This is a genomic window from Ruegeria sp. BG11, assembly GCF_056538565.1.
In genome coordinates this window covers 20,816-46,203 of the sequence record NZ_JBQFTH010000003.1, presented here as the reverse complement: position 1 = coordinate 46,203, position 25,388 = coordinate 20,816, and the positions used below count along the sequence as shown (strand labels likewise).

23 protein-coding genes, 1 pseudogene and 1 riboswitch are annotated in these 25,388 nt (G+C 58.7%); of the genes and pseudogenes, 10 read left to right on the top strand and 14 right to left on the bottom strand.

Annotated features, from left to right (window positions below; translation table 11 throughout):
- Window position 1: 1 nt before the first annotated feature.
- The 10 genes and pseudogenes from ACR0JF_RS06320 to ACR0JF_RS06275 form a co-directional block, all read right to left on the bottom strand.
- Window positions 2–952 (bottom strand): ABC transporter substrate-binding protein, encoded by a 951-nt coding sequence (locus ACR0JF_RS06320; RefSeq protein ID WP_170659286.1) that lies wholly within the window; start codon window positions 950–952, stop codon window positions 2–4.
- Window positions 953–964: 12 nt separating this feature from the next.
- Window positions 965–1,741 carry an ABC transporter ATP-binding protein gene (locus tag ACR0JF_RS06315; RefSeq protein WP_170659285.1) on the bottom strand — a complete coding sequence of 259 codons (777 nt, stop codon included), beginning with the start codon at window positions 1,739–1,741 and terminating at the stop codon, window positions 965–967.
- Window positions 1,738–2,085 (bottom strand): DUF1636 family protein, encoded by a 348-nt coding sequence (locus tag ACR0JF_RS06310; protein ID WP_170659284.1) that lies wholly within the window; start codon window positions 2,083–2,085, stop codon window positions 1,738–1,740. Before ACR0JF_RS06310 ends, ACR0JF_RS06315 begins: the two co-directional genes overlap by 4 nt.
- A gap of 106 nt (window positions 2,086–2,191) precedes the next feature.
- Window positions 2,192–2,396, bottom strand: a riboswitch (cobalamin riboswitch).
- A gap of 34 nt (window positions 2,397–2,430) precedes the next feature.
- Window positions 2,431–2,919 (bottom strand): hypothetical protein, encoded by a 489-nt coding sequence (locus ACR0JF_RS06305; RefSeq protein WP_170659283.1) that lies wholly within the window; start codon window positions 2,917–2,919, stop codon window positions 2,431–2,433.
- A complete protein-coding gene (locus ACR0JF_RS06300; RefSeq protein ID WP_170659282.1) occupies window positions 2,916–3,137 on the bottom strand; it encodes a hypothetical protein in 222 nt (73 codons plus the stop codon). Before ACR0JF_RS06300 ends, ACR0JF_RS06305 begins: the two co-directional genes overlap by 4 nt.
- Before the next feature lie 118 nt (window positions 3,138–3,255).
- Window positions 3,256–3,921: a D-lyxose/D-mannose family sugar isomerase gene (locus ACR0JF_RS06295; RefSeq protein ID WP_170659281.1), complete on the bottom strand. Its 666-nt coding sequence runs from the start codon at window positions 3,919–3,921 to the stop codon at window positions 3,256–3,258.
- 18 nt (window positions 3,922–3,939) lie between these two features.
- Window positions 3,940–4,866: a carbohydrate kinase family protein gene (locus tag ACR0JF_RS06290; RefSeq protein WP_170659280.1), complete on the bottom strand. Its 927-nt coding sequence runs from the start codon at window positions 4,864–4,866 to the stop codon at window positions 3,940–3,942.
- Window positions 4,867–4,894: 28 nt separating this feature from the next.
- Entirely contained in the window at window positions 4,895–5,854 is a 960-nt protein-coding gene (locus ACR0JF_RS06285) for a glucokinase (RefSeq protein WP_480669095.1), read from the bottom strand.
- 66 nt (window positions 5,855–5,920) lie between these two features.
- Window positions 5,921–7,222: pseudogene (locus ACR0JF_RS06280) on the bottom strand (GH1 family beta-glucosidase); the annotation flags it as partial.
- Entirely contained in the window at window positions 7,222–8,256 is a 1,035-nt protein-coding gene (locus tag ACR0JF_RS06275; RefSeq protein WP_170659278.1) for a substrate-binding domain-containing protein, read from the bottom strand. The pseudogene ACR0JF_RS06280 and the gene ACR0JF_RS06275, both read right to left, overlap by 1 nt.
- 216 nt (window positions 8,257–8,472) lie before the next feature.
- Between ACR0JF_RS06275 and ACR0JF_RS06270 the strand changes: the two genes are divergently transcribed.
- The 10 genes from ACR0JF_RS06270 (at window position 8,473) to ACR0JF_RS06225 (ending at window position 21,112) form a co-directional block, all read left to right on the top strand.
- Window positions 8,473–9,831: an ABC transporter substrate-binding protein gene (locus tag ACR0JF_RS06270; RefSeq protein ID WP_170659277.1), complete on the top strand. Its 1,359-nt coding sequence runs from the start codon at window positions 8,473–8,475 to the stop codon at window positions 9,829–9,831.
- A 55-nt stretch (window positions 9,832–9,886) separates the two neighbouring features.
- Window positions 9,887–10,894 carry a carbohydrate ABC transporter permease gene (locus ACR0JF_RS06265; RefSeq protein WP_170641325.1) on the top strand — a complete coding sequence of 336 codons (1,008 nt, stop codon included), beginning with the start codon at window positions 9,887–9,889 and terminating at the stop codon, window positions 10,892–10,894.
- 3 nt (window positions 10,895–10,897) lie between these two features.
- Window positions 10,898–12,046, top strand: a complete 1,149-nt coding sequence (locus ACR0JF_RS06260; RefSeq protein WP_170659276.1) for a carbohydrate ABC transporter permease — start codon at window positions 10,898–10,900, stop codon at window positions 12,044–12,046.
- Window positions 12,047–12,055: 9 nt separating this feature from the next.
- Window positions 12,056–13,711 carry an alpha-amylase family glycosyl hydrolase gene (locus tag ACR0JF_RS06255; protein WP_170659275.1) on the top strand — a complete coding sequence of 552 codons (1,656 nt, stop codon included), beginning with the start codon at window positions 12,056–12,058 and terminating at the stop codon, window positions 13,709–13,711.
- Window positions 13,712–13,714: 3 nt separating this feature from the next.
- Window positions 13,715–14,797: an ABC transporter ATP-binding protein gene (locus ACR0JF_RS06250; RefSeq protein WP_170472581.1), complete on the top strand. Its 1,083-nt coding sequence runs from the start codon at window positions 13,715–13,717 to the stop codon at window positions 14,795–14,797.
- A gap of 80 nt (window positions 14,798–14,877) precedes the next feature.
- Window positions 14,878–15,624, top strand: a complete 747-nt coding sequence (locus tag ACR0JF_RS06245; protein ID WP_170659274.1) for a sugar phosphate isomerase/epimerase family protein — start codon at window positions 14,878–14,880, stop codon at window positions 15,622–15,624.
- The gene (locus tag ACR0JF_RS06240; protein WP_170659273.1) at window positions 15,625–16,665 is read left to right on the top strand and encodes a LacI family transcriptional regulator; all 1,041 of its coding nucleotides are present in this window, start codon (window positions 15,625–15,627) and stop codon (window positions 16,663–16,665) included.
- A 27-nt stretch (window positions 16,666–16,692) separates the two neighbouring features.
- Window positions 16,693–17,442 (top strand): basic amino acid ABC transporter substrate-binding protein, encoded by a 750-nt coding sequence (locus ACR0JF_RS06235; protein ID WP_419740815.1) that lies wholly within the window; start codon window positions 16,693–16,695, stop codon window positions 17,440–17,442.
- A gap of 65 nt (window positions 17,443–17,507) precedes the next feature.
- A complete protein-coding gene (locus ACR0JF_RS06230; protein ID WP_170659272.1) occupies window positions 17,508–19,154 on the top strand; it encodes an amino acid ABC transporter permease in 1,647 nt (548 codons plus the stop codon).
- Window positions 19,151–21,112: a beta-galactosidase gene (locus ACR0JF_RS06225; RefSeq protein WP_480668985.1), complete on the top strand. Its 1,962-nt coding sequence runs from the start codon at window positions 19,151–19,153 to the stop codon at window positions 21,110–21,112. Before ACR0JF_RS06230 ends, ACR0JF_RS06225 begins: the two co-directional genes overlap by 4 nt.
- Window positions 21,113–21,122: 10 nt before the next feature.
- Here the strand turns inward: ACR0JF_RS06225 and ACR0JF_RS06220 are convergent, their stop codons facing one another.
- Genes ACR0JF_RS06220 through ACR0JF_RS06205 form a run of 4 tightly spaced genes read right to left on the bottom strand, consistent with a single transcriptional unit; the run spans window position 21,123 to window position 25,385 of the window.
- Window positions 21,123–23,036 carry a beta-galactosidase gene (locus tag ACR0JF_RS06220; RefSeq protein WP_170659270.1) on the bottom strand — a complete coding sequence of 638 codons (1,914 nt, stop codon included), beginning with the start codon at window positions 23,034–23,036 and terminating at the stop codon, window positions 21,123–21,125.
- Window positions 23,033–23,893 carry an SMP-30/gluconolactonase/LRE family protein gene (locus ACR0JF_RS06215; protein ID WP_170377440.1) on the bottom strand — a complete coding sequence of 287 codons (861 nt, stop codon included), beginning with the start codon at window positions 23,891–23,893 and terminating at the stop codon, window positions 23,033–23,035. Before ACR0JF_RS06215 ends, ACR0JF_RS06220 begins: the two co-directional genes overlap by 4 nt.
- Window positions 23,890–24,495 carry a 2-dehydro-3-deoxy-6-phosphogalactonate aldolase gene (locus ACR0JF_RS06210; protein ID WP_170659269.1) on the bottom strand — a complete coding sequence of 202 codons (606 nt, stop codon included), beginning with the start codon at window positions 24,493–24,495 and terminating at the stop codon, window positions 23,890–23,892. Before ACR0JF_RS06210 ends, ACR0JF_RS06215 begins: the two co-directional genes overlap by 4 nt.
- Entirely contained in the window at window positions 24,492–25,385 is an 894-nt protein-coding gene (locus ACR0JF_RS06205; RefSeq protein ID WP_170659268.1) for a 2-dehydro-3-deoxygalactonokinase, read from the bottom strand. The genes ACR0JF_RS06210 and ACR0JF_RS06205 overlap by 4 nt, the downstream gene beginning before the upstream one ends.
- Window positions 25,386–25,388: the final 3 nt, after the last annotated feature.

Genomic DNA, 25,388 nt, shown 5'->3' with positions numbered 1-25,388 from the left:
CTCAGCTGTTACCCCGGTGCATCGCCGTTGCCATCTTCTCGATCGCTTCGATGTTTGCCGGACCCGGTGTCAGCTCTTCATAGCGCAGGCCGATCCAGCGCTCGTTTTTGACCGCATCGGTTTGCGACATCACCGGATGTTCCTGAAGGAACTTGAACGTATCCGCCGCGCCGTTGCCGGTTTGGTAGTCCAGCAGGACAAGGAATTCGGGGTTCGAGGCGGCGACAGCCTCCCACGAGGTGCGGCCCCAGCTTGTGTCCATGTCATGGGTGACGTTGACGCCGCCCGCTGCTGCGATCATCGCGTCGGGAATGGCGTATTTGCCTGCGGTAAAGGGCGCATCGGCCGGACCATCCAGCAGGAAGACACGGGGTTTTTCCAGATCGGCGGTTTTGGCCTCGATTGCGGCCAGTTGGTCTTTCCAGCCCGAGACCAGCGCGGTCGCTTTGTCTTCGACCTGCATGACGGTGCCCAGACGCAGAACGTCGTCAAACAGCAGATCCATGCTGGCTTCGGGGCGGTCTTTGTTCAGGTGGATGCAGCTTTCGGTCAGAACCAAGGTCTTGATGCCAAAGGGCTCCAGTGTGTCGGGGGTGACGTCACCGCCGGGTTTCATGCCGTAGTACCAACCGGCGAAGAACATGTCGGGTTCAACCGCGACGAGGTTCTCGACCGTCGGGTATTTCGGGGCGAGCTCGGGAATGTCGCCGCGCTGCGCGTCGAAATCGGGGCTAGTTTTATACCAGCCGGTGATGCCGGTCAGACCAACGATGCTATCCTGAAGACCCAGCGCAAACGCCATGTCGGTCATGTTCATGTCATGAACCACGATCCGCTCGGGCTTGGTGTCGAACACCAGAGGTTCACCGCAATTGTCGACGGTGATCTCTTGCGCGGCAGCGCCGCCCGCCAGTGCGCTTAGGACCGCAGCGGACAAGAGTTTCAGTTTCATCAATCTCTCCTGTTAAGATGAAAGCTTTCGTTTTCGGATGTCCAGCGCTGGGATCACGCGTCCTTCGTGCTGGAAACACAGATAGTCAACACCAAAAGTCTCGCGCACGCGGTCTGGTGTCAGAACCTCGGCGACCGGGCCGAAGGCCGTCAGTTGCGCGTTCTTCATCAGGGCGACGTGGCTGGCGAATTCGGGAATCATGACCAGATCGTGGACGATCATCACAACCGTCACACCCAACTCGGCCACCAGAGACAGCATGTGCCCTTTGGCATCCGGATCCAGGTGGTTGGTCGGTTCGTCCAAAAACAGCAGCGAGGGGTTCTGCGCCAAAGCCCGTGCGATATGGGCGCGCTGACGCTCTCCGCCGGACAGTTTTGCCATCTGTTTACCAGCCAGATGGGACAGTTCGGTGGTGTCTAATACGCGCTGCAGGTCCGTTTTAAGAGCTTCGGCGGATTTGTCGTCCCTGATCGGGATTTGTCCAAGGGCCACATAATCGCGCAGTTGCAGCCGCCCGTCGGGTATTTCCTGCTGGCCGACAACGGCAATCCGTCGGGCCCGCTCCAGCGACGACAGTTTCCGCAGGCTTTGACCCTGAATACGTACATCGCCCAGCGCCAGTTTTGCGACACCGCACAAGAGGTTGAGCAGCGTCGTCTTGCCCGCCCCGTTCGGGCCAGCAACGGCCAATATCGCGCCTTCCTCAAGCGTGAACGAGGTGTCCCGCAGCAGAACATCTCCGTTCAGGGCGTAGTATTCCAGATTTTCTGCAATCAGAAAGCTCATACCGTGTCCTCCGGTGGAAGACAGGGCATGCGCGACAGGGTTTTGGTGTAGAGCGCTAAAGGACGGGTCGAGGCGCTGGTCCAACCATCCTCGCTTTCCCGGAATTGATGGGCAAACTCGACCAAAGCGTTCAGATCGGCGGGGGTTTGAATGTCGCCAAACAGATATTGCGCCTTGCCCTTGGCCTGCATCCCGACCGTCATCGGGCGATCGCACCCGGCCATACAGTCGATCAGGCGTGTCGAGAACCCCTCGGGCAGCTGGCTATCCAGCGTTTCCTTCGCCTTATGTGCGGGGATCGGCCCATTGCAGGTGCCGCATATCAGGACAAAATGATCAGCCATGGCACGGGGCGCCAACTTGAACAAAAGTCAAGTGAAGGCAAAAGCCATGAGTTGCATCAGCACGCAGATGTGCCATCGAGCCTCCTTCCGGGACACCCCGCCCCGGGTTGGTTAAACTGTGATGGCAGGTCTCCTGACTTGCGGGTCGTTGCTTGGCCAACCTTCCCGACCTTAGGGGCCAGTGGTTCTGTGGCGTCGCTCTCCGCTTACAGTTGCGGGGGCAGTCACGGCATTGGCCCTCGGGCCGCACCGTATTCCCATTTTCATCCCTCAGGCACAGGCCGTTGGGAACCATCCAGAGCAGCTAGTCTGCTCACGCTCCTATTGTCAAGCGCCGGAATCGCGCTATCGGACCACGCGTAGGGTCGGCCTGCGCGCGCTTTGGCCCGGTCCGACGCCATTTGTCGGGAACTGGCTGGCCAGGGTCAAACCGGCCTGTATCAGATGGGCGTCCGGGTAGCCTCCGGTCAATTCGTTCAAAGCATCGCGCGCCGCCGGAGTTTCGTCGCGGCGCATGTGATGCAGCATTCGCAACAGGGCGCATTCGTCACATGTCAGCTCGTGCCGCGTCTCAAAACAAAGCGGGTCGTTGCAGGCCAGACCTATAGGGCGGGTGTGTAGCGTGGCCTTGACGATCTTGAAAACCAGATGCGCCAGAACCAGCCCCTGGTCGCGCCCCCAGCGTTCGGTTGCGACCGAAAAGGCATGTTGCCACGCCTGCGTTTTCGGCTGTGTTAAGCTTAGGACGAAGTGCCGCATGACAGGCAGCAAACCGCGTTCGAAACCGTCAAATTCGACGCGGGGCAATGTGTGGTCAAATGCTGAGGGTTTCATGCGCGTTCCCTATTGGGTTTGGGGGCTTGTGCGACCAAAGGGTGGACGTTTTGCGGAAGATTGTTTGGGTCAACCGGCGTTTCAGGACGCGGCGATGCAGCGCGGACGGGAAAGCTGTGATCGGCCTCGGTCGCCTGTCTCATCTTCGGTTTCAAAGCGCAGCCATGGCGGCTGGCAACGGCGTCCATGGCAAACAGGTCGGCGAGGGATTTTCGCATGAGGGTTATCTTTCGGTCGAAAAATGGGACCGGGCGATGATTCCAACGGAATCTGACTGGGTCAGACGTTAGCTGACAAAAACAGTCAGAAAAGGCAAGCGCGAAACTCTAAATGAAGTCAGTAGTCGGCAACCAAAAGGAAATCCGGGGCCGTGTCTTCTTCGATTGTTGCAAAGCGGGGGATCGGGTCTTCGAATACGTTGTCCGTCCGGTCGTCATTCACGGTTGAGACTTCGCCAATCAAGCAATCCCCACGTTCCGCCCAGAAGGCATGCCAGATGCCGGGCATCAAGGTCACGCTCTGACCTGGCTTCAGGCGCAGATGCTCTCCGGGCTGTATGGTGACAGGGCAGGCATCGCTGGGAACGGTGACCGGGGTATCGCGGTCGATACCGCCATCGGGGTCCGAGGCATAGATTTCCATAACCAGATCGCCGCCCCCTCGGTTGATGATGTCCTCGGCTTTGACGATATGGCGGTGCATCGGCGACAGCTGTTTGTCGCGAGAGATCAGCAGCTTTTCGGCATAGAGCATACCGCGCCCCCGGCTCAGATCGTTCACGTTGCCGTTGCGCAGGGTGAACAGGAACAACCCAAGTTCATCAAACTTGCCTTGACCGTAGTCGGTGATATCCCAACCTAGGCCATGGGCGCGGATGCTGTCGGCATCGGCGCTGCGCATTTGCTCAGGTGTCCAATCTGCGAAAGGCGGCAGGACGGCACCAAATGAACTGATGAATGCCTGGGCTTCGGTCTTGATACGGTTGATTTCGGATCGTTTCATATCGGACTCTTCGTAGGGCTATAATTCATGCGACCAGGGCGGATTTGCTCCGGCGCGCGAGACGGTTACGGCAGCCACCTCTGCACCCAAGGTCAAAGCGTCGCGTAGCGCATCCGGGGACAGTGCTTTCAAGCCGGGCTTTGCAAGTTGGCCAGCGCGTTCCAGCGAGGCCAGAACCCCGGCGTTAAACGTGTCCCCCGCGCCAACCGTATCCACAACTTGCACCGGTTTGACAGGGACTGAGACCACCGTGCCGTTGGCCAGATAACCCGAGGCGCCCTCACTCCCACGGGTGACGATGACCGCGGAGGGGCCTGCTTGAAGCAGCAAAGGGACTTTCTGATCGTGGTTTTCCGGGCCGGGGATGATCCAGTCCAGATCCTCATCCGAGACTTTGACGATATCGGCTTGTTCGATCATCTGGTTCAACCGCGTGCGGTAGCGGGTCTGATCCTGTATGAAACCGGGTCGGATATTGGGGTCCAACATCACAGCACAGTTCGCGCCATGTTGCGCAAGCATCGCGGCATAGGCATCCGCGCAAGGCTCACAGGCAAGGCTGATGCCACCAAAATACAGCGCTGAAACCGCGGGAAGTTGGCGCGGCATATCCTCTGCACGTAGCATCCGACCCGCAGTGTTTTCATCGACAAACGTGTAAGTCGCGTGGCCGTCCTTCAGTTGAACAAACGCCAGCGTGGTCGGCCTGTCCGAGGCAATCACATGTGTCGTGTCTACATGGCTGGCCCGCAGGTCATCGGCCAATTGATGCCCGAACATGTCCGAGGACAGGCCAGTCAGCAGCCCAACGGGCGCGCCCAACCTGCCCAAAGCGATAGAGGTATTGAATATAGCGCCACCGGAATGGGGAACAAAACCGTCCCGCCCGGACAGGGTCGGTTCGGCAATCATGTCGATCAGGGCTTCTCCGCAACACAGGATCATCCCATTTCCTCTTCCAAAATACGCTCAGTTATCGCTGAAGCGCATTTTTACAGAAGTTGTTAGCGCCAACAATGCCAAATTCGGTCTGTTCCGAGATATAAAGGTTCATCGACTGCCGCAACTCGCTGAAACGCCCGCCTGCATTGAACGCGTTACGGAAGGTTTCGCCAAACATCCAGCGGTTTTTCTCGGCGACGCCACCCACAAGGAAGACGCCACCGGAAGGCATCACGGTGACGGCCATATCACCCATCAACGCACCCAGATGGCTGATGAACAAATCTGCGGTGCGAACGGCGACCGGGTCCTTGCCGTTGCGTGCGTCCTGCAGGATATCTCGGGCAGTGCGAACTGGAGGCTGAGCTTGCCCAGCCGCCATGCCTGCGGCCCGATACAGGATTGGCAAGCCGGTTCCGCTGAGGAACATTTCGGCCTCAAGCACTAGGCTGTCGTCGAAAAAGCATTCGGGTGCCAGATGGCGGGCGGCGTCGAAGATATCGACCTCATCCCGCGTGCGCGGGGACAGGCCCACATGGCCGCCTTCGCCTGAAACGGTGTGGAAATGCCCCTCAGAATAGAGCAGCGTACCGACGCCCAAACCGGTTCCAGGCCCGACGACCAATCGCGTGCCCATCGGCGGAGTGGCAGAGCCTTGCAGGACGGATACATCAGCCTCTGTCACTTCGGCCACGGACCACGCTGCCGCGGTGAAGTCATTGATTACGTAAGTGTTGGTGGCCCCTGTCGCATTGGCCAGGGCCTCCTCGGACAGGTCCAAATTCGCGTTGGTCAGTTGGATGCGCCCGTCACGCACCGGTCCGGCTCCGGCTGCGACCACGGCTTGTGGCGCCGTGCCGATCTCAGCCCGAATATTATGCAACGCATTCAGCAGATCGGGCAGGGTCCCCGTCGGATGTTTGTGCAATGCGGTCAGCTTACCATCAGAGACAACGCCCAGTCGCGTATTCGTACCACCTATATCGGCCACCAATGTCCAATGTGGTCGCAAAGACCCAGACGGCTGGCGATAGGCCTGCCGGTCGGTGGCGCCTTCGGAAAGTGCGGCCTTTACGGCAGCGAAGGAGGCTTTGGGCCTGCGGTCCAGCGTCTCAAAATCCACGTCTACCAATCCAAACCGTTTTTCATAGCCATAGGCCCATTCGTAGTTGTCCAGCAAAGACCAGATGAAATACCCCTTAACGGGCACATCCGCAGCCAAAGCCTGTTGCACCGCCGTCAAGTGATCGTCCAGATAGGCGATGCGCTCATCGTCTTGCTGGCGCTCGGCGCTCGCCATGCCGTTCTCTGTAACATAGATCGGAAGATCACCGGTATAGTCTTCTGCGGTCCTTTTCAGAAATCGGGTCAGGGCGGCGGGGTCGATTTCCCAACCCATCTGAGTTTTGGGCAGAGGGCCGGGCACTTCGGTCAGGCTTGGCCATGCACTGTCTGCCGAGGTGATCAGCTTGCGGGTGTAGTAGTTCAAGCCGCACCAATCGACCGATGCTCCGATAGTGTCGAAATCATCTTGCCAACCTGCGGGCAAATGAGGCTCCAGTCCCTTCAGCACGTTGTCGGGATAGGCTTTTTTAAACACGCCGCCCAAGAAAAACCGGTTGTAGATCCCGTCATAGAGCGCAGCCGCCTGTTGAGCAGCGGCACTATCATCAGCTGGCTCCGCCCATTCGAGGTTGAAGACAGCGCCCAGATTGGACATGCCTAGGCTGCGCATTGTTTGAATGGCGCTGCCATGGGCCAGAAGAACATGATGCATCGCGCGTGCAGCCGCGCGAATATCGCGCAAGCCCGGTGCGTGGTGGCCTTCGAAATGGCTGAGCCAGCTGACGCACCAAGGCTCGTTGATGGGTGCGACCGAATACATGCGGTCTCCGATCCGGCCCATGATCACTTGGGTGAAATCTGCGAACCACCCGGCGATATCCCGATTGCGCCAGCCCCCCAGATCGGCAAGTGCCGAAGGTAGCTCCCAGTGGTAGAGCGTCGCACAGGGGCGGATGCCGCGTTCAAGCAGCGCGTCCGCTAGGCGGTCGTAGTAGTCGAGCCCGGCATGGTTTACATGCCCCCGACCTTCCGGCAACACACGCGCCCAGCTGGTCGAAAAGCGATAACAGTCAAACCCTGCATCCTGAACCAGATCAAAGTCTTCCTCGAACCGATTTAGGTGATCGCAGGCAATTGCGCCATTTTCCGCGCTGACGACGTTTCCAGGCGTGGCCGCGAAACTGTCCCAATGCGTCGGGCCAGCACCGCCCTGTGCATGGCCTTCGATTTGGTAGGCGGATGTCGCGACGCCGAACAGAAAATCTTTGGGGAAGTCGTTGCGTGTATATTTCATCATCGAACCCCAATAGGCGCAGGCCCGGTTGACCGCCCGACGACCAACTCGGCCTCAAGCAACCTGGTTTGCACCGGCGCAGACGGAGACTTGATCCGCTGGATCAGCATCTCTGCGGCCATTTCCCCAGCGTCCCGAACGGAGGACCGCGTTGCTGTGAAGATCGGCACATCCTGACCATTTTTCAGGTAGGAAAGATCATCGTCATGGGCGATGACCGAAATATCCCGCCCCATCTGCAACCCTGCTTCTTCCAAGGCGCGGCGCACACCAATGGCCGTGATCATCGACGATGCCAGAATCGCGGTCGGTGGTTCTGCGATTTGCAGCATCTGATGGGTTTCCCGATGGCCATAGACCTCGGTCATTTCGGCGCTGCGCATCAAGGCGGCATCCGGTATCAGCCCTGCCTGCTGCAGAGCGTCCAGATATCCGGCACGACGACGTTGGGCAAAGTCCATATCCTCCAGCCCGTTGATCAGGGCGATGCGACGGTGGCCCAGATCAAGCAGAAACTGCGTCGCACGCTGGAACGAACTTTTGTTGTTCACATCAATCCAGTCATATTCAGCCTGCACACCGGTTGAGCGGCCATGAACGATGAACGGCACCGCCATCCGCGTCAAAACCTCGATCCTTGGCTCGTTGACCTTTGGGCCTTGAAGCACGACGCCATCGACCGCCCCGCGTTGAAACAGGTTGCGATAGGCCGCCTCGATCGAAGTGTCGTCGGCGTTAGTAAACATCATGTCATAGCCATGCTCGGCATAGGTTTTTGACGCTCCGGCAACGAAATCTCCGAAGATCGGGTTCACCATTTCATGCCTTGATGAGCTGGGGATGACGTGACCGATGACCATGGACTTGCCCGTCGCCAACCCCTTGGCGCGGCTGTTGGGGCGGTAGCCATGTTTGGCCGCTGCAGCCTCAACCCTCAGACGTGTTTTAGCGTTGACCTCAGGGTAGCCGTTCAGTGCCCGGCTGACCGTGGTTTGCGAAAGACCCAATGTTTCAGAGAGCTGCTTGAGGTTCATAGGTAGCCAAAGCGCCTTCAAATCGAAGGCCTTACTGGTGAGGTCCTGTTTTGTGTGCCTGCCAACCTTTTGTGATAACAGACAAGCCTGTTTTTCTGACTTATTCGAAAATACGACTCATTGACAGAGTAAAAATGTTAGCGGATAACAATAATCATTCAAAGCGCTTTGAAAACCGTGAAGCGAAGGCGCTGGAGAGTATTGGGAGGAGATTTCATGAAACGCACGCTGTACGCAGGTGTGGCCACGTTTGCCCTGACTGCCGGGGCTGTTCACGCACAGGGTCAAATGATCCACCCCGTTGGAGAGGGCGGCTTTGACTGGAACGGGTTTCAGGCCTTTGCAGACGCTCATGATCTGAGCGGTCAGGACCTGACAATTTTCGGCCCCTGGCTTGCGGGCGAAGGGCAATCCTTCGAAAATCTCGTCGCCTATTTCGATGAGGCAACAGGCGCAAATTCCAGCTATGTCGGGTCAGACTCGCTGGAACAGCAGATTTTGATCGACGCGGCAGCCGGATCAGCGCCAAACCTGACGGTTTTCCCCCAGCCTGGCCTTGCGGCGAACATGGCCAAGAACGGCTATCTGACGCCGCTTGCCGAAGGATCAGCGGATTGGATCAAGAACAATTTCGCAGCCGGTCAGTCCTGGGTCGATCTGGGGACTTTTGAGAACGCAGACGGAGCCAAGGATTTCTACGGCTTCTTCTTCAACGTGAACGTCAAGTCTCTGGTTTGGTACATCCCTGAGAACTTCGAGGACTTCGGCTACGAGGTCCCTGAGACCATGGAAGAGTTCAAAGCGCTTATGGATCAGATGGTCGAAGACGGTGAGACGCCGCTCTGCGTCGGCCTCGCATCCGGTGGCGCGACCGGTTGGCCCGCAACGGATTGGGTTGAGGACCTGATGCTGCGCACGCAACCGCCAGAGGTTTATGACCAGTGGGTATCGAATGAGATGAAGTTCGACGATCCGCGCGTGATTGCCGCGATCGAGGAATATGGCAGCTTTACCCGCAACGATGACTATGTGGTTGGGAACGCAGACGATACGGCTGCGATCGATTTCCGCGATAGCCCCAAGGGCCTGTTTGACAGCCCGCCTGCTTGCATGATGCACCGCCAGGCCTCATTCATCCCTGCCTATTTCCCGGAAGGGACAGAGCTGGGCGTGGATGCCGATTTCTTCTATTTCCCAGCCTATGCCGAGAAGGATCTGGGCACACCGGTTCTGGGCGCGGGCACCCTGTTCACCATCACGAATCCAAGCCCTGCGACTGAAGTGTTCATGGAGTTCCTAAAGACCCCGTTCGCGCATGAGATCATGATGTCTCAGGACGGGTTCCTGACGCCGCATCTGGGGGCAAACCCGGAGAACTACGCCAATGACACGCAGCGCGGTCAGGGTGAGATTCTGACGAACGCCACAACGTTCCGCTTTGACGGCTCAGACTTGATGCCGGGCGCAGTCGGTGCGGGCACGTTCTGGACCGGCATGGTCGACTATTCCTCGGGTGCGAAGGACGCGGCCACTGTTGCGGGTGAAATCCAGTCGTCGTGGGATGCCGCGAAGTAACTGACGTTATGGGGCGGCTATGCGGCTGCCCCGTTTCCAAACCGACGAGGGCATCATGACACCGGCACTTCAGGGCCTGCTGACCATCATCATCGGTGTGTCGGGTTGCGTGGGCTACTTCTACCTCTCGAACCAATTTCTGGACAAAGTCCTGTTCCCGCCGCGCGGGCCGAACGCAGGGCGCAATATCAACCGCGCGAACATGATCCGGCCCTGGCTGTTCCTGTTCCCTGCACTGGCGGCGCTTGGCCTCTATCTGGCCTATCCGGTGGTTGAGACGTTGCGCCTTTCACTCACGGAGCGCGTGCCTGGCGGCGGGTACAGATGGGTTGGTCTGGAGAACTACACCCAGATGGCGGCTGAGCCTAAATTCTGGGAAGCCATGCGCAACAATATGTTCTGGCTGATCGTCGTGCCTGCGATGTCGACCGGCTTTGGTTTGCTCGTGGCGCAGCTGACCGATCGCATCCGCTGGGGCAATTTTGCCAAGTCGCTGATCTTCATGCCGATGGCAATTTCCTTTGTGGGGGCCTCGGTGATCTGGAAACTGGTCTATGACGCTCGGCCGGCGGAACAGGATCAAATCGGCATTCTAAACGCCCTCTATATCTTTTTCGGCGGGACTGAACCGCAGACTTGGCTAACCGTTCCGTTCTGGAACAGTTTCTTCCTGATGATCGTTTTGGTTTGGATTCAGACCGGATTTGCCATGGTGATCCTGTCGGCAGCCTTGCGCGGCATCCCTGAAGAAACCGTCGAGGCCGCCATTCTGGACGGGGCCAACCCGTTCCAGATTTTCTTCAAGATCAAAGTGCCTCAAATCAAGACAACCATTCTGGTGGTCTGGACGACGATTACAATCACCGTCCTCAAGGTCTTCGACATCGTCTTTGCCATGACCAATGGCCAATGGGAGACGCAGGTGCTGGCCAACTACATGTACGACAAATTGTTCCGCGCCAATGATTGGGGGGTGGGGTCGGCCTCGGCCATGGTGATCATGTTGCTGGTCACTCCGATCCTGATCTGGAACGTGCGCAACGCGCGCAAGGAAATGGAGTAGGCCATGAGCGATATTGCAGGAACCAAACCGGCGCTGCGCTGGGTCGTCCATGCCTCGGTCATTTTTCTGGTGGTGCTTTGGGTGATCCCGACCCTCGGTCTGCTGATCTCATCATTCCGGACTGCGGATCAGATCTCGGGCAGTGGTTGGTGGCGGTCAATCTTCCCGTCCGAGCAGAACCTGACCCTACGCAGCGCCGCACCTGAAACGCAGGTGCTGGAGAACGGCCTATACGTGATCGAAGGCCAACTTTTCCGGGATGACGAGCAGGTAAAGATCTCGAACTGGGGTATCAGTGCTCGTGAGGTTGATGCGTTTGTCCCCGGCGACACCGCCGAGCTGCGTCGAGGCGGCACGATCACGGTTGATGCGGACGGCGCCTACAGGATGGAGAACACTGAGGAGTTCACAGGAAACCGAGGTGTTCGCGTGTTCGTCACGGCCGAATTGCCGCCAGAGTTTACCTTAGACAACTATCGAAAAGTCCTGCTGGATCAAGGTAGTTCCGACAGTATGGCCAAAGCCTTCTTCAACACGCTAACGGTGACAATTCCCGCGACAATCATCCCGATCCTCGTTGCGGCATTCGCAGCCTATGCACTGGCGTGGATGGAGTTTCCGGGCCGTGCACTGCTGATCGCGGCCGTCGTTGGGCTGTTGGTCGTGCCCTTGCAATTGGCGCTGATCCCGCTGTTGAAATTCCACCTGAACATCGGGATCGGGAAAGGCTATCTGGGCGTCTGGCTGGCCCATACTGGCTTTGGTATGCCGCTGGCGATTTACCTGTTGCGCAACTACATGGCCGGCTTGCCGCGGGATTTGATCGAGAACGCCCGTGTCGATGGCGCGACCGAGTTCCAGATCTTCACCAAGCTGATCCTGCCGCTCAGCTTCCCGGCACTCGCATCCTTTGCGATCTTCCAGTTCCTATGGACATGGAATGATCTGCTGGTTGCCAAGGTCTTCCTGATCGATGCGACCGGCCAGACCACCGTTATGACAAACCGCATCGTCGAGCTTTTGGGCACACGAGGCGGCAACTGGGAAATCCTCGCGACGGCGGCCTTCGTGTCGATCTTTGTGCCGCTGGTCGTGTTCTTCGCAATGCAAAAATACCTGGTCCGGGGCCTATTGGCCGGATCCGTCAAATAGAGGCGTCAGATGAACGTGCAAAACACCGTAGAGCTTTCGAACTCAACCAAAGCGACATCCGAGTGGTGGCGCGGCGGCGTGATCTACCAGATCTATCCGCGTAGCTTTCAGGACAGCAATGGCGACGGAATTGGTGATCTGAACGGGATCACCCAACGGCTCGACTATATCGCCTCGCTCGGCGTCGATGCGATCTGGATTTCGCCTTTCTTCAAGTCGCCGATGAAGGATTTCGGCTATGACGTGAGCGATTATCGTGATGTCGATCCGATGTTCGGCTCGCTTGAGGATTTCCAAGAGCTACTGGGTCAGGCCCACGCAAAGGGTCTGAAAGTGATGATTGATCTGGTGCTGTCACATACATCGGATCAACACCCGTGGTTTACCGAAAGCCGCGCGTCAACGGACAACCCGAAGTCCGATTGGTACGTCTGGGCCGACCCCAAACCGGATGGGACGCCGCCGAACAACTGGTTGTCGATTTTTGGGGGGTCTGCCTGGCAGTGGGACCCGCGCCGCCTGCAATACTACTTGCACAACTTTCTGACCTCGCAGCCGGACCTGAACTTCCACTGCGAACGGGTTCAGGACGCGTTGCTGGACGTGGCCCGGTTCTGGCTCGAGATGGGGGTCGATGGCTTTCGTCTGGACACGATCAACTTCTATTTCCACGACAAGCAATTGCGCGATAACCCGGCGCTGCCGGTTGAAGAGCGCAATGCCTCGATTGCACCCGCAGTGAACCCGTATAACCACCAAAACCACCTCTATTCCAAAAGTCAGCCTGAAAACATCGCCTTCCTGGAGCGACTGAGGGCGCTGACCAACGAATACGAAGGCCGAGCCTGTCTGGGTGAGGTCGGCGACGCGCAGCGCGGGCTTGAGATCATGGGGGAATACACCTCGGGTGATGCGCGTATGCACATGTGCTATGCGTTCGAATTCCTGGAAAAACGCGCGTTGACAGCAGCTTACGCGAAGCAGGTGTTTGACCAGCTTCAGGCCAAGGCGGGAGATGCCTGGCCTTGCTGGGCGTTCTCGAACCATGATGTTCAACGCCATGCCTCTCGCTGGGACCTCAGCGATGCAGCAACGCGCCAACACGCGGTTCTGATGATGTGCCTGCGCGGTTCGGCCTGTTTGTATCAGGGCGAGGAATTGGGCCTACCTGAGGCCGACGTGCCCTTCGAACGCTTGCAAGACCCCTATGGCGTTGAATTCTGGCCTGAGTTCAAAGGCCGTGACGGATGCCGGACGCCAATGGTCTGGGCAACTCAGGATGAACAATCGGGCTTTAGCACCGGCGAGCCATGGTTGCCTGTTAGTGATACGCAGTCCGAACGTGCGGTTGATCGTATGGAGGCGGACGACCAATCCATGCTGCACCACTATCGCCGCGCGGTTGCTCTGCGACATGCGCATCCGGCGCTGGCTGCGGGGGCGCAACCAGAGATGGTGCAAGTCGGCCCGATCCTGATGTTCCGCCGCGAAAACGCCAGCGAGGAGGTGTTTTGCGCCTTTAATCTGGGACGAGGGGCGGGGCAGGTCGATCTGCCCTCGGGCAGCTGGCAGGCAATTGGTGAGGACATTGGCAGTGTCACGGGTGAAGGTCGCGTCACGCTGCAACCTGCCGAATTCTGCCTGATGCGCAGGGACAAGGGGTAAGTCATGTCGGAACTCAAACTCACAGATGTGGCGAAATCCTATGGACCAGTTGATGTCCTGAAACACATTGATCTGGATATCGAGCAGGGCGAGTTGATCGTCTTTGTCGGCCCGTCCGGATGCGGAAAATCCACTCTGCTCCGGATGATTGCGGGGCTGGAGAAGATCACCGGCGGTACGCTGGAGATCGAAGGTCAGGTCATGAATGACGTGCCGCCCGCGCAGCGCGGCATCGCGATGGTGTTCCAATCCTATGCCCTCTATCCGCATTTGACCGTGCGCGAGAATATGTCTTTTGCGCTTAAGATCGCCAAGCGACCCGCCGCAGAGATTGACGCTGCTGTTGAGCGCGCGGCTCAAATTCTGCAATTGGACCCATATCTTGATCGCCTACCCAAAGCCCTTTCCGGCGGTCAGCGCCAGCGCGTCGCGATCGGGCGAGCGATTGTGCGGGACCCCAAGGTCTATCTGTTTGATGAGCCGCTCTCGAATCTCGATGCAGCGCTACGCGTCGCCACGCGGATTGAGATTGCGCGCCTCAAAGAGGCGATGCCCGACAGCACCATGATCTATGTGACCCATGATCAGGTCGAAGCGATGACCTTGGCCAGCCGCATCGTTGTGCTGGCCAACAAAGGCATTGCCCAGGTTGGCACCCCGCTTGAACTGTATGAAACCCCGGACAATGAGTTCGTGGCCCAATTCATCGGGTCGCCTTCGATGAACCTGTTACCCGGAACAATCACGGGCACTGGGCAGATGACGACGATAGCCTTGGAGGGCGGAGGTTCAGCGATTTCCGCGATCCCGACCGGACCCGAAGACGAAGGCAAGCAGGTAAACATCGGCGTCCGGCCCGAAGATTTCACTTTGACGGATAGCGACCCGATCCTGAGCGGTGAGGTTGATTTCACCGAAGCATTGGGTGAGGTGACCCTGCTATATTTTGCCAAATCCAATGACGCGGATCAGGTCATCGCAAAACTGCCCGGTATTCAACGGAACCTTCGCGGGCAGCAGGTTTCGGTTACAGCACGGCCGGAAAAAGTGCATCTGTTCCATAACGGTCTCTCCATGCGCAAGTGAATTGGCGCGCACTGCTTCAAGCCGCTTGACAACTCATAAAACCCCGTTCAACCATTATTGAAACGTTTCAATGGTGGTAAATGCGGGTTTCTGCGCAGCTATACACAGTTCGGAATTGTGGCGATCTAAGCGATCAACTGCAATTGGCGGCGGCCTGTGGCTATGCAGATGTCGAAACGACGGGGTTGCACGACCTGACAGCGCCTAAGATGGCCCGGATCGTTGCGCAATCTAGTTTGCGGGTACGTTCGGCGCATTTCGACTGGGAAGAATTCGAGGGGCGTTTACCCGAAATTCAGGACCTTCTGGAACGATTGGAGTGCCCGGTTGCCGTCATGCCTTGGCTGGCACCAGAGGCGCGGCCCGACACTGCCGAGGGATGGAAGGCTGTGTCGGGCCAGTTATCACAATTGGCTGCGCAACTGTCAGGCTCGGGCGTTCGGCTGGCCTATCACAACCACGATTTCGACCTGGTCGGCTACCCCTCGCAGACGCCGTTGGAGATAATCCTGGAGAAGGGAAACGTCTTTTGGCAGCCCGATATCGGTTGGCTAGGGGCGGCCTACCTGGACCCGGTTGAGATTATTGAGCGCTATGCCGACCGTGTGGTCTCGGTCCATGCCAAGGACGTGGACCCCAGCCAACAGGGCGACGCTAGGTGGCGGGATCTGGGGCAGGGCGACATAGATTGGAGCGCGGTTGTTGAAGCGCTGCATCGTACGGCGTGTTCGGACCTGTTCGTTGAGCATGACGAGTCGCCGAGCCCGGCGACGACTCTGACAACAGGCAGGCGCTTTCTGAGCGACCTTTTGAAAGGTCGTATCTAGATGGCCCGCGCAACGATCAAGTCTATCGCCAAGCAGACAGGCTACTCCGTCGGGACCGTATCCAATGCCTTGCGCGGAGAGGACTCGGTCAAACGCGAAACCCGTAAAGAGATACAGAAAGTGGCTGTGGAACAGGGTTACAAAGTAAACCTCGCCGGGCTGAAATTGCGCACCAACAAATCCTACCGGATCGCACTGCTGGTGGGCGTCTCCACCGACGCCACCGAGGAGTGGGAGGGCGTGGAATTCACCCGAATTGTGGCTGGTATTTCAACCGCTTTGCAGGGATCACGCTATGAGCTGAGCGTGTGCAGCGTGGCCGATTTGGACGACGCGATGGCCGCCCTGCGCGCGATCGTACAGGAACGCTCGGCGGATGGGGTGATCTTTTCGGGCACTCGACATAACGACCCGCGTATCGCCTATCTACAAAACCAGAATTTCCCCTTTGTAACCTATGGCATGAGCGACAGTTCTGAACCTCATCCCTATGTCGATTTCGATAGCAAAAGCGCGGCGCGCGACGCGACAGAGCGGCTGTTGCGTTTAGGTCATCGACGAATTGCTCTCATCAATCCACCCGCCGAATTGGTTTACACTGGACAGCGTCAGACTGGCTATGCCGCCGCACTACAGACGGCGGGCGTGCCCGTTCAACCCGATCTGATCTACAACGGCCCCACAACGGCGCAAAGCGGCCAAGAGGCTTTTCGCAGCCTGATGCAACGCGCAGACCGCCCGACCGGCATCATCTGCGCCAACGAGGCGATGACATTGGGCGTTTTGTCAGCCGCCGCCGAAGATGGCATCAGGGTCGGGCGCGATGTTGTGGTCATTTCGACCGATGACCTCCAACTCAGCAAGTATTTCGTACCGGCGCCCAGTGCCTATTACGTGCCGATTGACAAGACCAGCCGGTTGCTGGGCGCGTTCATGTTAAAATCACTGGACGGGGCCGATCCGTCTGAAATTCAAAAGAAGATCAGGGCCACGTTAATCGAGCGGCAACCTGACACACCTCCGCCGAACCCGGCGATCTGACCTGACCCAACAAAGGAGAAACCGAACATGTTCAAACATCTACTTGCCGCTGCAGCCGTTGCCACGATGACGGTCCCAGCCGCTTTTGCCGCCGATTTGGAAGGACGCGTTCTGAAAATCGGAACGGATGCGACTTATCCTCCGATGGAAACCGTCGACGAGACAACGGGCGAGATCGTAGGCTTTGACGTCGACGTAATGAACGCCATTTGCGAGCGCGTGAACTGCGTGCCGAATTTCGTCAACACCGCGTGGGATGGCATCTTCGCAGCCCTTCAGCAAGGTGAGTTCGATCTGGTCATCTCGGGCGTGTCGATCACGCCGGAACGGGAAGAGACCATGGATTTCTCGGAGCCGTATATCGTGGTCAGCCAGGCCATCCTGCTGCAAGTCGACAAGGGCGACACGACCCTGGATGACTTCAAGGCCGGAGGTCTGAAACTGGCCGCTCAAACCGGAACGACCAACGCGCAGCTGGCGGAAGAGCTGGTGGGGCGCGAGAATGTCAGCCTCTACGACAACTTCTCGGCCGCCATTCTGGCGTTGCAGAATGCCGATGTAGAAGGTGTGATCATCGACGGAACTTCGGCCACCGCTTATGAGCAGGAGTTCGCGGGCGAGTTGACCGTGGGCATCACGGGCCTGCAGTCCGACCCGCTGGGCATCGTGTTTCAGGAAGGCGATCCGACTGTCGATGCGATCAACGAAGGTCTGGCCGCAATTCAGCAAGACGGCACTTTGGATGAGCTGAAAGCCAAATACTGGGGCACCAACTGATCCTTTAACCCCCCTCCAGCCCCGGCGGGTTCTGCCGCCGGGGCTTTGATTTAGCGGAGAACCCCATGTCGCGCCTCAGCTCGATCCGCCCGAGCAACCTCGTGTTGCTCGCAGCCGCGCCGTTTATCATCTATCTGTTTGCCACCTCATCCAAATACCTGCGATCTCTGGTCGCCATTCTGGGGATCGGCAACAATGCAGGGCCGATTTTCGTGGGGTTCCTACTGGTCCTTGCTACGGCGATCCTCGGCTATCTTTGCGCACGGCACACCCGGTTCGAAGCGCAAGCGCCCGCATGGCTTCGCATTTCCGCTTTGGCGGCGTTTCCGGCGGCTGTTGCCCTGTCCATTCTGGCTTTTGTTGCCCCGCACGTCCTGATGCCCTTCGCCGAGTCTGTTTTTTTTCACGCGCTCAGCGAGAACACCTCGACCCTGATTGATCGGACCAACCAGACGTGGGTTTTGTTTCCCGAAGTGGTGGCACAAGTTCAGAGCGGCCTGCAAATCCTTCTAGCGGTCTATGCTGTGATCATCGCGTTGTGCCTGATCTCTGGTCGTTTGACGAAACCAATGCGCGGGCGCGTACAGCTTGGGTTCGAAATTCTGACGGGCGTCGCGCTGTTCTACCTGATGTTCATGGCCCATTGGCAATTCGCAACAGGCGTCGCCATCACGTTCCGCGCGGCGATCTTTGCCTATATCTTCGCCGCGATCCTTGGTCTAATCTGGGTCGGGCTCCAGTCATTCAAGCCAAAGGCCCGGACAACGATGGTCTATGGCGCGATCAGTCTGGCGTTGCTTGCGGTATCCACCTTTTTTTTCATGCAGCCTCAGGTCAGCTACGTCCTTGTCGGCAATATCGAGGGCCGCATTGCCATTGTGCGCGGCACCCCTCAGGCGCAAGCCGATGTGATCCGCTTCGGTGAATTCGAAGGCGGCGACGATGAGCAAATCCGGATCCGGAGCGCTCCGGACGCTGCATCTGCGATCGAACAGATTGAGACAGTCGACAGCGTCTCGGGTGCGTTTGTTCCGGTTGAGTCCCATACGCAGGGCTATCCGGTGATCTGGCAAACCAGCTTTCTGCCGGACAAGTTTCGAAATCCGGGGCTGGCCTTTGCCGTTTTCGGTTTCCTCTTGCTGACACTTACGGTCGGCGGGTCCCAACACAAACTGCACCCACTTGCGGTCGGGGCCGAGTTTTTCGTGGACACGATCCGAGGCATTCCGATGCTGGTGATCATCCTCTATATCGGCCTTCCTCTGGCAGGCGCTGTCAAGGATGCCACCGGCGGTGGCATCGACATGACCAACATGACCCGCGGGATCATCGCCATTTCGGTTGGGTATTCCGCCTACATGGCCGAGATCTTCCGATCTGGCATCGAAGCCATACCCAAAGGCCAGCTTGAGGCTGGCAGCTCACTGGGTTTGTCGCGCTGGCAGACCGCACGGCTGATCGTACTGCCACAGGCCTTGCGGATCGTGACACCGCCCCTGGGCAATGAGTTCATCGCGATGATCAAAGACACCTCACTGCTGTCGATCCTGTCTGTGCGCGACATGACCCAACGCATGCGCGAGTTTCAGGCCTCTAGCTTCTTGCCATTTGCGCCCTTCAACACAGCGGCGATCCTCTATGTCGTGATCACTTTGGGTTGCGCCAGCTTCCTGAAATGGATCGAGCGGCGAACCGCGAAGGACACCAGATGAGCAAGCTTGAACTGGGGGTTTGCTACTACCCCGAACAATGGGACCCGTCCCAATGGCGGGACGATGCCGCGCGTATGGTCGACATGGGCCTCGATTGGGTGCGGATTGCAGAGTTCACCTGGGGCCTGATCGAACCCCGGCGCGGTCAGTTCAAGTGGGGTTGGCTCGATGAGGTCATCGGGATTTTGGGTGAGGCTGGCCTGCGGGTCATGATGTCTACGCCCACGGCTTCGCCCCCCAAATGGCTGATCGACGAGTATCCAGAGATTTTGCCCGTCGGCCCAGATGGCCGGGTGCGCGGTTTTGGATCGCGACGCCACTATTGCTTTTCCAGCAATATCTATCTTGAGGAGGCCAAACGGATCGCCACCGAATACGCCCGGCGCTATGGGCAAAACCCGCATGTTCACGCGTGGCAGATCGACAATGAATACAACGACCATGACACCGTCCTCAGCTACTCCAACTGTGCTCGCAATGGGTTTCGCCGATGGCTGCAAGAGCGCTATGGCACGATTGAAGAATTGAACCAGAGATGGGGTACGGTCTTCTGGGGCACGCAGTATTCAAGTTTTGACCAGATCGAGCTACCAAACGGCTTGGTCGCGGCCGCGAACCCGACGCAATCTTTAGATTTTGCGCGTTATTCCTCGGACCGGGTTCGACTGTTCAACAAGGCTCAGGTGGATATTCTTCGGGCGCATTCGCCGGGCCGGGATATCACGCATAACTTCATGGCGGGCAGTTTTGAGTTTGATCACCACGCGGTGGCCGCCGACTTGGATATCGTAGGTTTCGACAGCTACCCGCTGGGCAATCTGCTTGGATCATCCCTGTCTGATCAGGACAAGCATCGCTATTTGCGAACCGGGGCACCAGACTATCAGGGGTTTCACTGCGATCTTTATCGCTCGCAAGGGCGCGGTCGAATGTGGGTGTTGGAACAACAACCCGGTCCCGTCGACTGGGCGGAAAAGAACCCGTCGCCAGTAGATGGCGTTGTCCGGCTATGGACATGGGCAGCTTATGCCCATGGCGCGCAGGCGGTGATGTTCTTTCGCTGGCGTCAGGCGAAGTATGCTCAGGAGCAGTTCCACACCGCTCTTTTACGGTCGGATGGCAGTCCGGATCAGGCAGCGGTTGAGCTGGCGCAGGTTGTGAAGGATCGCGCGGCTTTGCCGCCGGCCAAAAGGCAGAAGGCTCAAGTTGCAATGTTGATCGACTATACGTCGATCTGGGCGGCAGACATCCTGCCGCATGACGATGCATTTCCCAACACGAACATCCTGCGAGACTGGTACGCGGGTTTGCGCGGTTTCGGCGTCGATCTGGATTTTGTCGGGCCAGAGGACGACCTCGATGGCTATGCCTTGATCGTTTTGCCGCAGAGCATGATTGTCAGCGACGGGTTGGCCTCAAGACTTCAAGCGACGACAGCGAAACTGTTGATCGGTGCGCGGTCGGGCAGCAAGACGACAGACATGCACAGCCCAGATAGCCTCGCGCCGGGGGTGTTGAGTGATTTGACAGGTGTTCGCGTTTTGAGGGTCGAGTCCTTGCCCGATCTTGCGGATGAAGCCGTGCAGTTGGGCGAGCAAAACCCGCTGCCCTTCACAGGTTGGCGCGAAATTGTCGAGACAAGTGAACAAGCTATCGGCCATTTCGTCAGCCGATATCAGAATGGCAGTCCCGCGGTCATTCGCTCGAGCAGGGCGACCTATCTTGCGATGGTCCCGAGCGGCGCGTTGTTGCAGGACATCCTGCGCGACGTATTGGATTGGGCTGGGCTGGAAGTCTCTAAAACGCATCAGGATTTGAGGCTCACCCGACGCGGGGACCTGCGCTTTGCCTTTAACTTTGGCGATCAAGACCAACCACTGCCCGCGAACACAAAGCGCCCGCTTCTGGTCGGAGAAGACCCGGTCGCCCCCCACAACCTTGCGATCTGGAAGGAGTAGCGCGCCCGGCTCAACCCTCCGGTGACGCGTTTTCGAGGACAATAACATCGCAGCCCGCAATGGTGTGTCCGTTCCATTCCACCGGATCGGCATTGTAGTTGATCAGGAACGTATGCGCGGCTGATTCCCGAAGCCTCAGGCCCTCGGGCAACGGCTGCAAATTCAGCCCGTTGTGGTCCGCCGCCAGCCCGATTAGGCGATCCCAGAGCGCCTCGTCGGGGAAACCCGCCAGATACCAGATGCCGTCCCCCGTTTTCAAAGCAGGGGTACCATCTTCAAACTGCAAAAGGTCCTCTCCGCCTCCTGACAGACGGTCGATCCAGTGCTGTGCGGCTCCGCCCCCGACGACCGGGCGTTTGACATTGGGCGGCAGGGTTTCAACCAGATCGACATGGCAATCGACGCCATCAAGGCCGGGGCGGCCCGACAGAGGGATCTGGAAATCACGGGTGATCGCGCCGCTGCGTGGGCCAAGGATGGCAAGATCGCAGGCCTCGGCCAAACGCGCTTCCAACGCGGCATTGATTGTGGCCAGCCCTGGCGCAAGGATCACCGCGTAACCTTTCGCCAAGTCTTGAGGTGAAACAATGTCCACCGACAGCCCGGCACGACGCAGAGCGCAATAGGCCGAGAATACCAGCCGGAAATAGTCAAAACCTGCGCCTTGCGGCTGCGTGGTCCACGCCCAATCCGAGGCGTAGTCGAACAGGATCGCAACCTGCGCCTGTTTCTGGTGAACTGGACCGATGGCCTTCAATTCATCCGCCGTCTGGCGCGCTTCGGCCAGACCGGGGGCCGCGCGGCTGTCTGGTGTCAGCAATCCGGCGTGCATCTGTTCCTGCGCAAAGGGCGCTTGGCGCCAGCGGAAATAGCTGACCACCTCGGCCCCGTGGGCCACGGCCTCAAGCGACCAAAGCCGGACCATGCCGGGCAGGGGAGCAGGGTTGTACGGGGCCCAGTTCACCGGGCCGGGCTGTTGCTCCATCACCCACCAACGACCATGGCCGACCGCGCGATAGAGATCGTGGTGAAAACCTTGCATATCCGGATCGCCTTGCTGCAGGAATTTGGCCTTGTGTTCGGTATCGTCCTCCAACCGGTCCGATAGAAACCCAATCGGATAACTGTCCCAGGTGGCGATATCGAGGTCCGCGCCAACATCGAAATGGTCGAACTCAAGCACACGTCCCATGTAGTTATGCGACAGCGGTGCATCGGTCAGCGGGCGCAACACATTGGCCTGAGCCTTGTTGAAGGCCACCACCTGATCCGAGCTGAAGCGTCGTAAGGCCAGAACATGGGCCGGGTTCGGCTCGGTCACAGTCAGGTTTGGCAGGTCGATTTGGTCAAAGTGGTCGTATTCCATCGACCAGAACACATTGCCCCAAGCCTCGTTCAGGACGTCGATGCTGCCATATTGATCCGCCAGCCAAAGACGAAACGCCTTTAGCGCCGGGGCGCTGTAGCTGATCGTGGTGTCGTGGCAACCGTATTCATTGTCGATTTGCCAGGCGGCGACGTGTGGATTGCGGCCATAACGTTCGCCAAAGATCCGGGCGATGCGGACGCACTCGTCGACATAGCCCGCATGGCTGAAGCAATAGTGCCGACGCGACCCGAATTTACGCGGCTGACCTTGGGCGTCGACGGCCAGCATATCGGGGTGTTTGTCCAGCATCCAGCGCGGAGGCGTCGCTGTGGGTGTCCCCATAACCACCTTCAAACCGGCCGATCCCAATACCTCGACCGCGCGATCAAGCCAGTCGAATTGCAGATCTCCGGGCGAGGGTTCCAACCGGCTCCAGGCGAATTCGCCGATGCGTACCCAGCTCAGGCCTGTTTCGACCATGCGCGCGGCATCTTCGGCCCAAACAGCCTCGGGCCAGTGTTCGGGGTAATAGCAAACGCCAAGTTCGGGGGTCATAGAAGGACTCTGTGTTCCGGTTGACCCTGGCCTGCGTTCGGCTCGGCAAAGGTCATTCCGTTCGTGGGTTGTGTTTCAAGCGTTTCCGCGCTCAGCCCTTGGCGGGCGGTTGTGCAGAGCAGCGTCGTCAGGTCGTCTCCGCCAAAGGCGGGGCAGGATGTATGGGCGGCGTCAATGGTGACTGCGCACAGGAACTGGCCCGCCTGATCATAGGCCGCGACCCGGCTCGCGCCCCATTGAGCGATCCAGATGTTCCCGGCGGTATCAACCACCGCGCCATCCGGGTTCAAACCGTCTTCGTTCAGATCCAGAAAGACCGAAGGCTCTCCTTCGGGCCAGCCTGTTTCGGAGTTCAGACCCCACCGCATCACCTGTCGTCTTGCGGTGTCAGCGTAGAAGGCGGAGGACCGGTCCGGAGCGAAACAGATCGCGTTTGAGATGGTGATACCCGGCACCAGACGGCGCAACTCGCCCTTGTAGTACCGGTAGATTGAACCAGCACCAGGTTCCGCGCTTTTGCCCATCGTCCCGATCCAGAACCCGCCCCACGGATCGGCGCGGCCATCATTCGAGCGGGTGACAGGATTGTCAGCCTCGAGCGGGGCAACCAGTGATTTCTCACCCGTTGTGAGCGAAAGTCTCCACAAACCGCTTTCCGAGGCCATCAGCAAAGTATCACGGTCCACCCAGCCTGCGGCCGAGACATATTCGTCGAAATCCCAGCTTTTCTGCGCCTCGCCTTCACGGGTCAGAAGGCGTTTGCCGAGGATGTCGAACCAGAACAACTGCTTCCGCTCGGGATGCCAGAGGGGGCCTTCGCCCAGCATACACGGGCGGTCGTCGAAAGTGACGCTCATGCAACGGCCTCGTCATAGGCGGCTACGATCCGGATGGCTCGTTCCGAGATTTCCGCGATCTCCATGTCGGGCTTGAACAGTGCCGACCCGATGCCGAACCCGTCCGCGCTGGCTGCGATCCATTCGTCGAAGTTGTCTGTGCCCGCGCCGCCAACCGCGAAGACCTGCGTGCCTTCTGGCAAGACCGCCCGCAAAGCAGACAGACCTGCGGGGCCTGCCAAGGAACCGGGGAAGAGCTTCAAACCGGTTGCACCCGCTTTGAGGGCCGAAAAGGCCTCGGTCGGGGTGAAGATGCCCGGCCAGGATTGCAGCCCCAGTTCACGGCTGCGCCGGATCACATCAGGATCGGCATTGGGCGAGACAATCAGCTTGCCGCCCACATCCCTTACGGCCTCAACCTGTTCGGGTGTCAACACCGTGCCCGCGCCGATCAGGGCGCGATCGCCGAACGCCTCGACCAGAATCCCGATGCTCTCTAGAGGATCTGGAGAGTTCAGCGGCACCTCTATCCGGTCGATCCCGGTTTCGATCAGAAGTCGACCGACTTTCTCGGCGCTCGAGGGGGTCAAACCTCGCAGAATGGCAATGATAGGGCGGCTCATACGGTTTCTCTTGTCATATTGCGGGCTTTGTTCAACCCGGCCAGAGTGGATGTGGTGGCGTCGGCCATCTCGACAAACGCGCCTTGCGGTTGCAGCGCTTGCGCGTAGGCGGCCGATAGCCCCTCGGCCCCGATGATCGCGATCTTCTGACCCAGCCAATAGGGGCGTGAGGCCGCAAGTTCGGCCCCAATCAATAGCCCGGACAGACGCGCGCGGGCCGTGCTGCCATCCTCCCCGTTCAGCAAATCTGCGGCACGCAGGCTGAACAGGCGGGCGGCAAGCTGTTCGGGTTTGGACAGAGTATCCTCGACGGCCTCAGCAAACGCGGCCTCGTCCCAGCCTTCACTTACCGAGTGCCGAAGGACCGATTGACCGCTCAGCAGGTCGAAAAGTTCTCCGGTCATGAATGTGCGGAAGCTGACGACCTCGTTCGCGCTGACCTGCACCCATTTTGTGTGAGTGCCGGGCAAGCAGATTACCCCATCCCAATTGGGGTGCGTATCCAGAAATCCCGCGATCTGCGTTTCTTCGCCGCGCATCACATCCGGCGGGGACACCTGTTTCAAACCAGGCACGACAAAAGCACGGATCCGAGGGTCGGTGGCGGGCACGCGGATCGGAGCGCCCTGCACAGGCGGGGTTGGAACAGCAGCATAGGGTGCTTCAACCCATCCCTGACGGGCGCCGACCATGCCGCAGGCGACGACATCGACAGGGGCACTGCCCAACCAGCCTTCGATCAATGCCAACAGGGCGTCCTCAAACCCGCCTTTGGAGACGCGCGCCATGCCCATGTCTGACTGGGCGTGGTCAATAGGGGTCGACCCCTCCATCGCCCAGACGCGCAAGTGCGAGGTGCCCCAGTCCGCTGCGATCCATTCTGGTTTCATCGT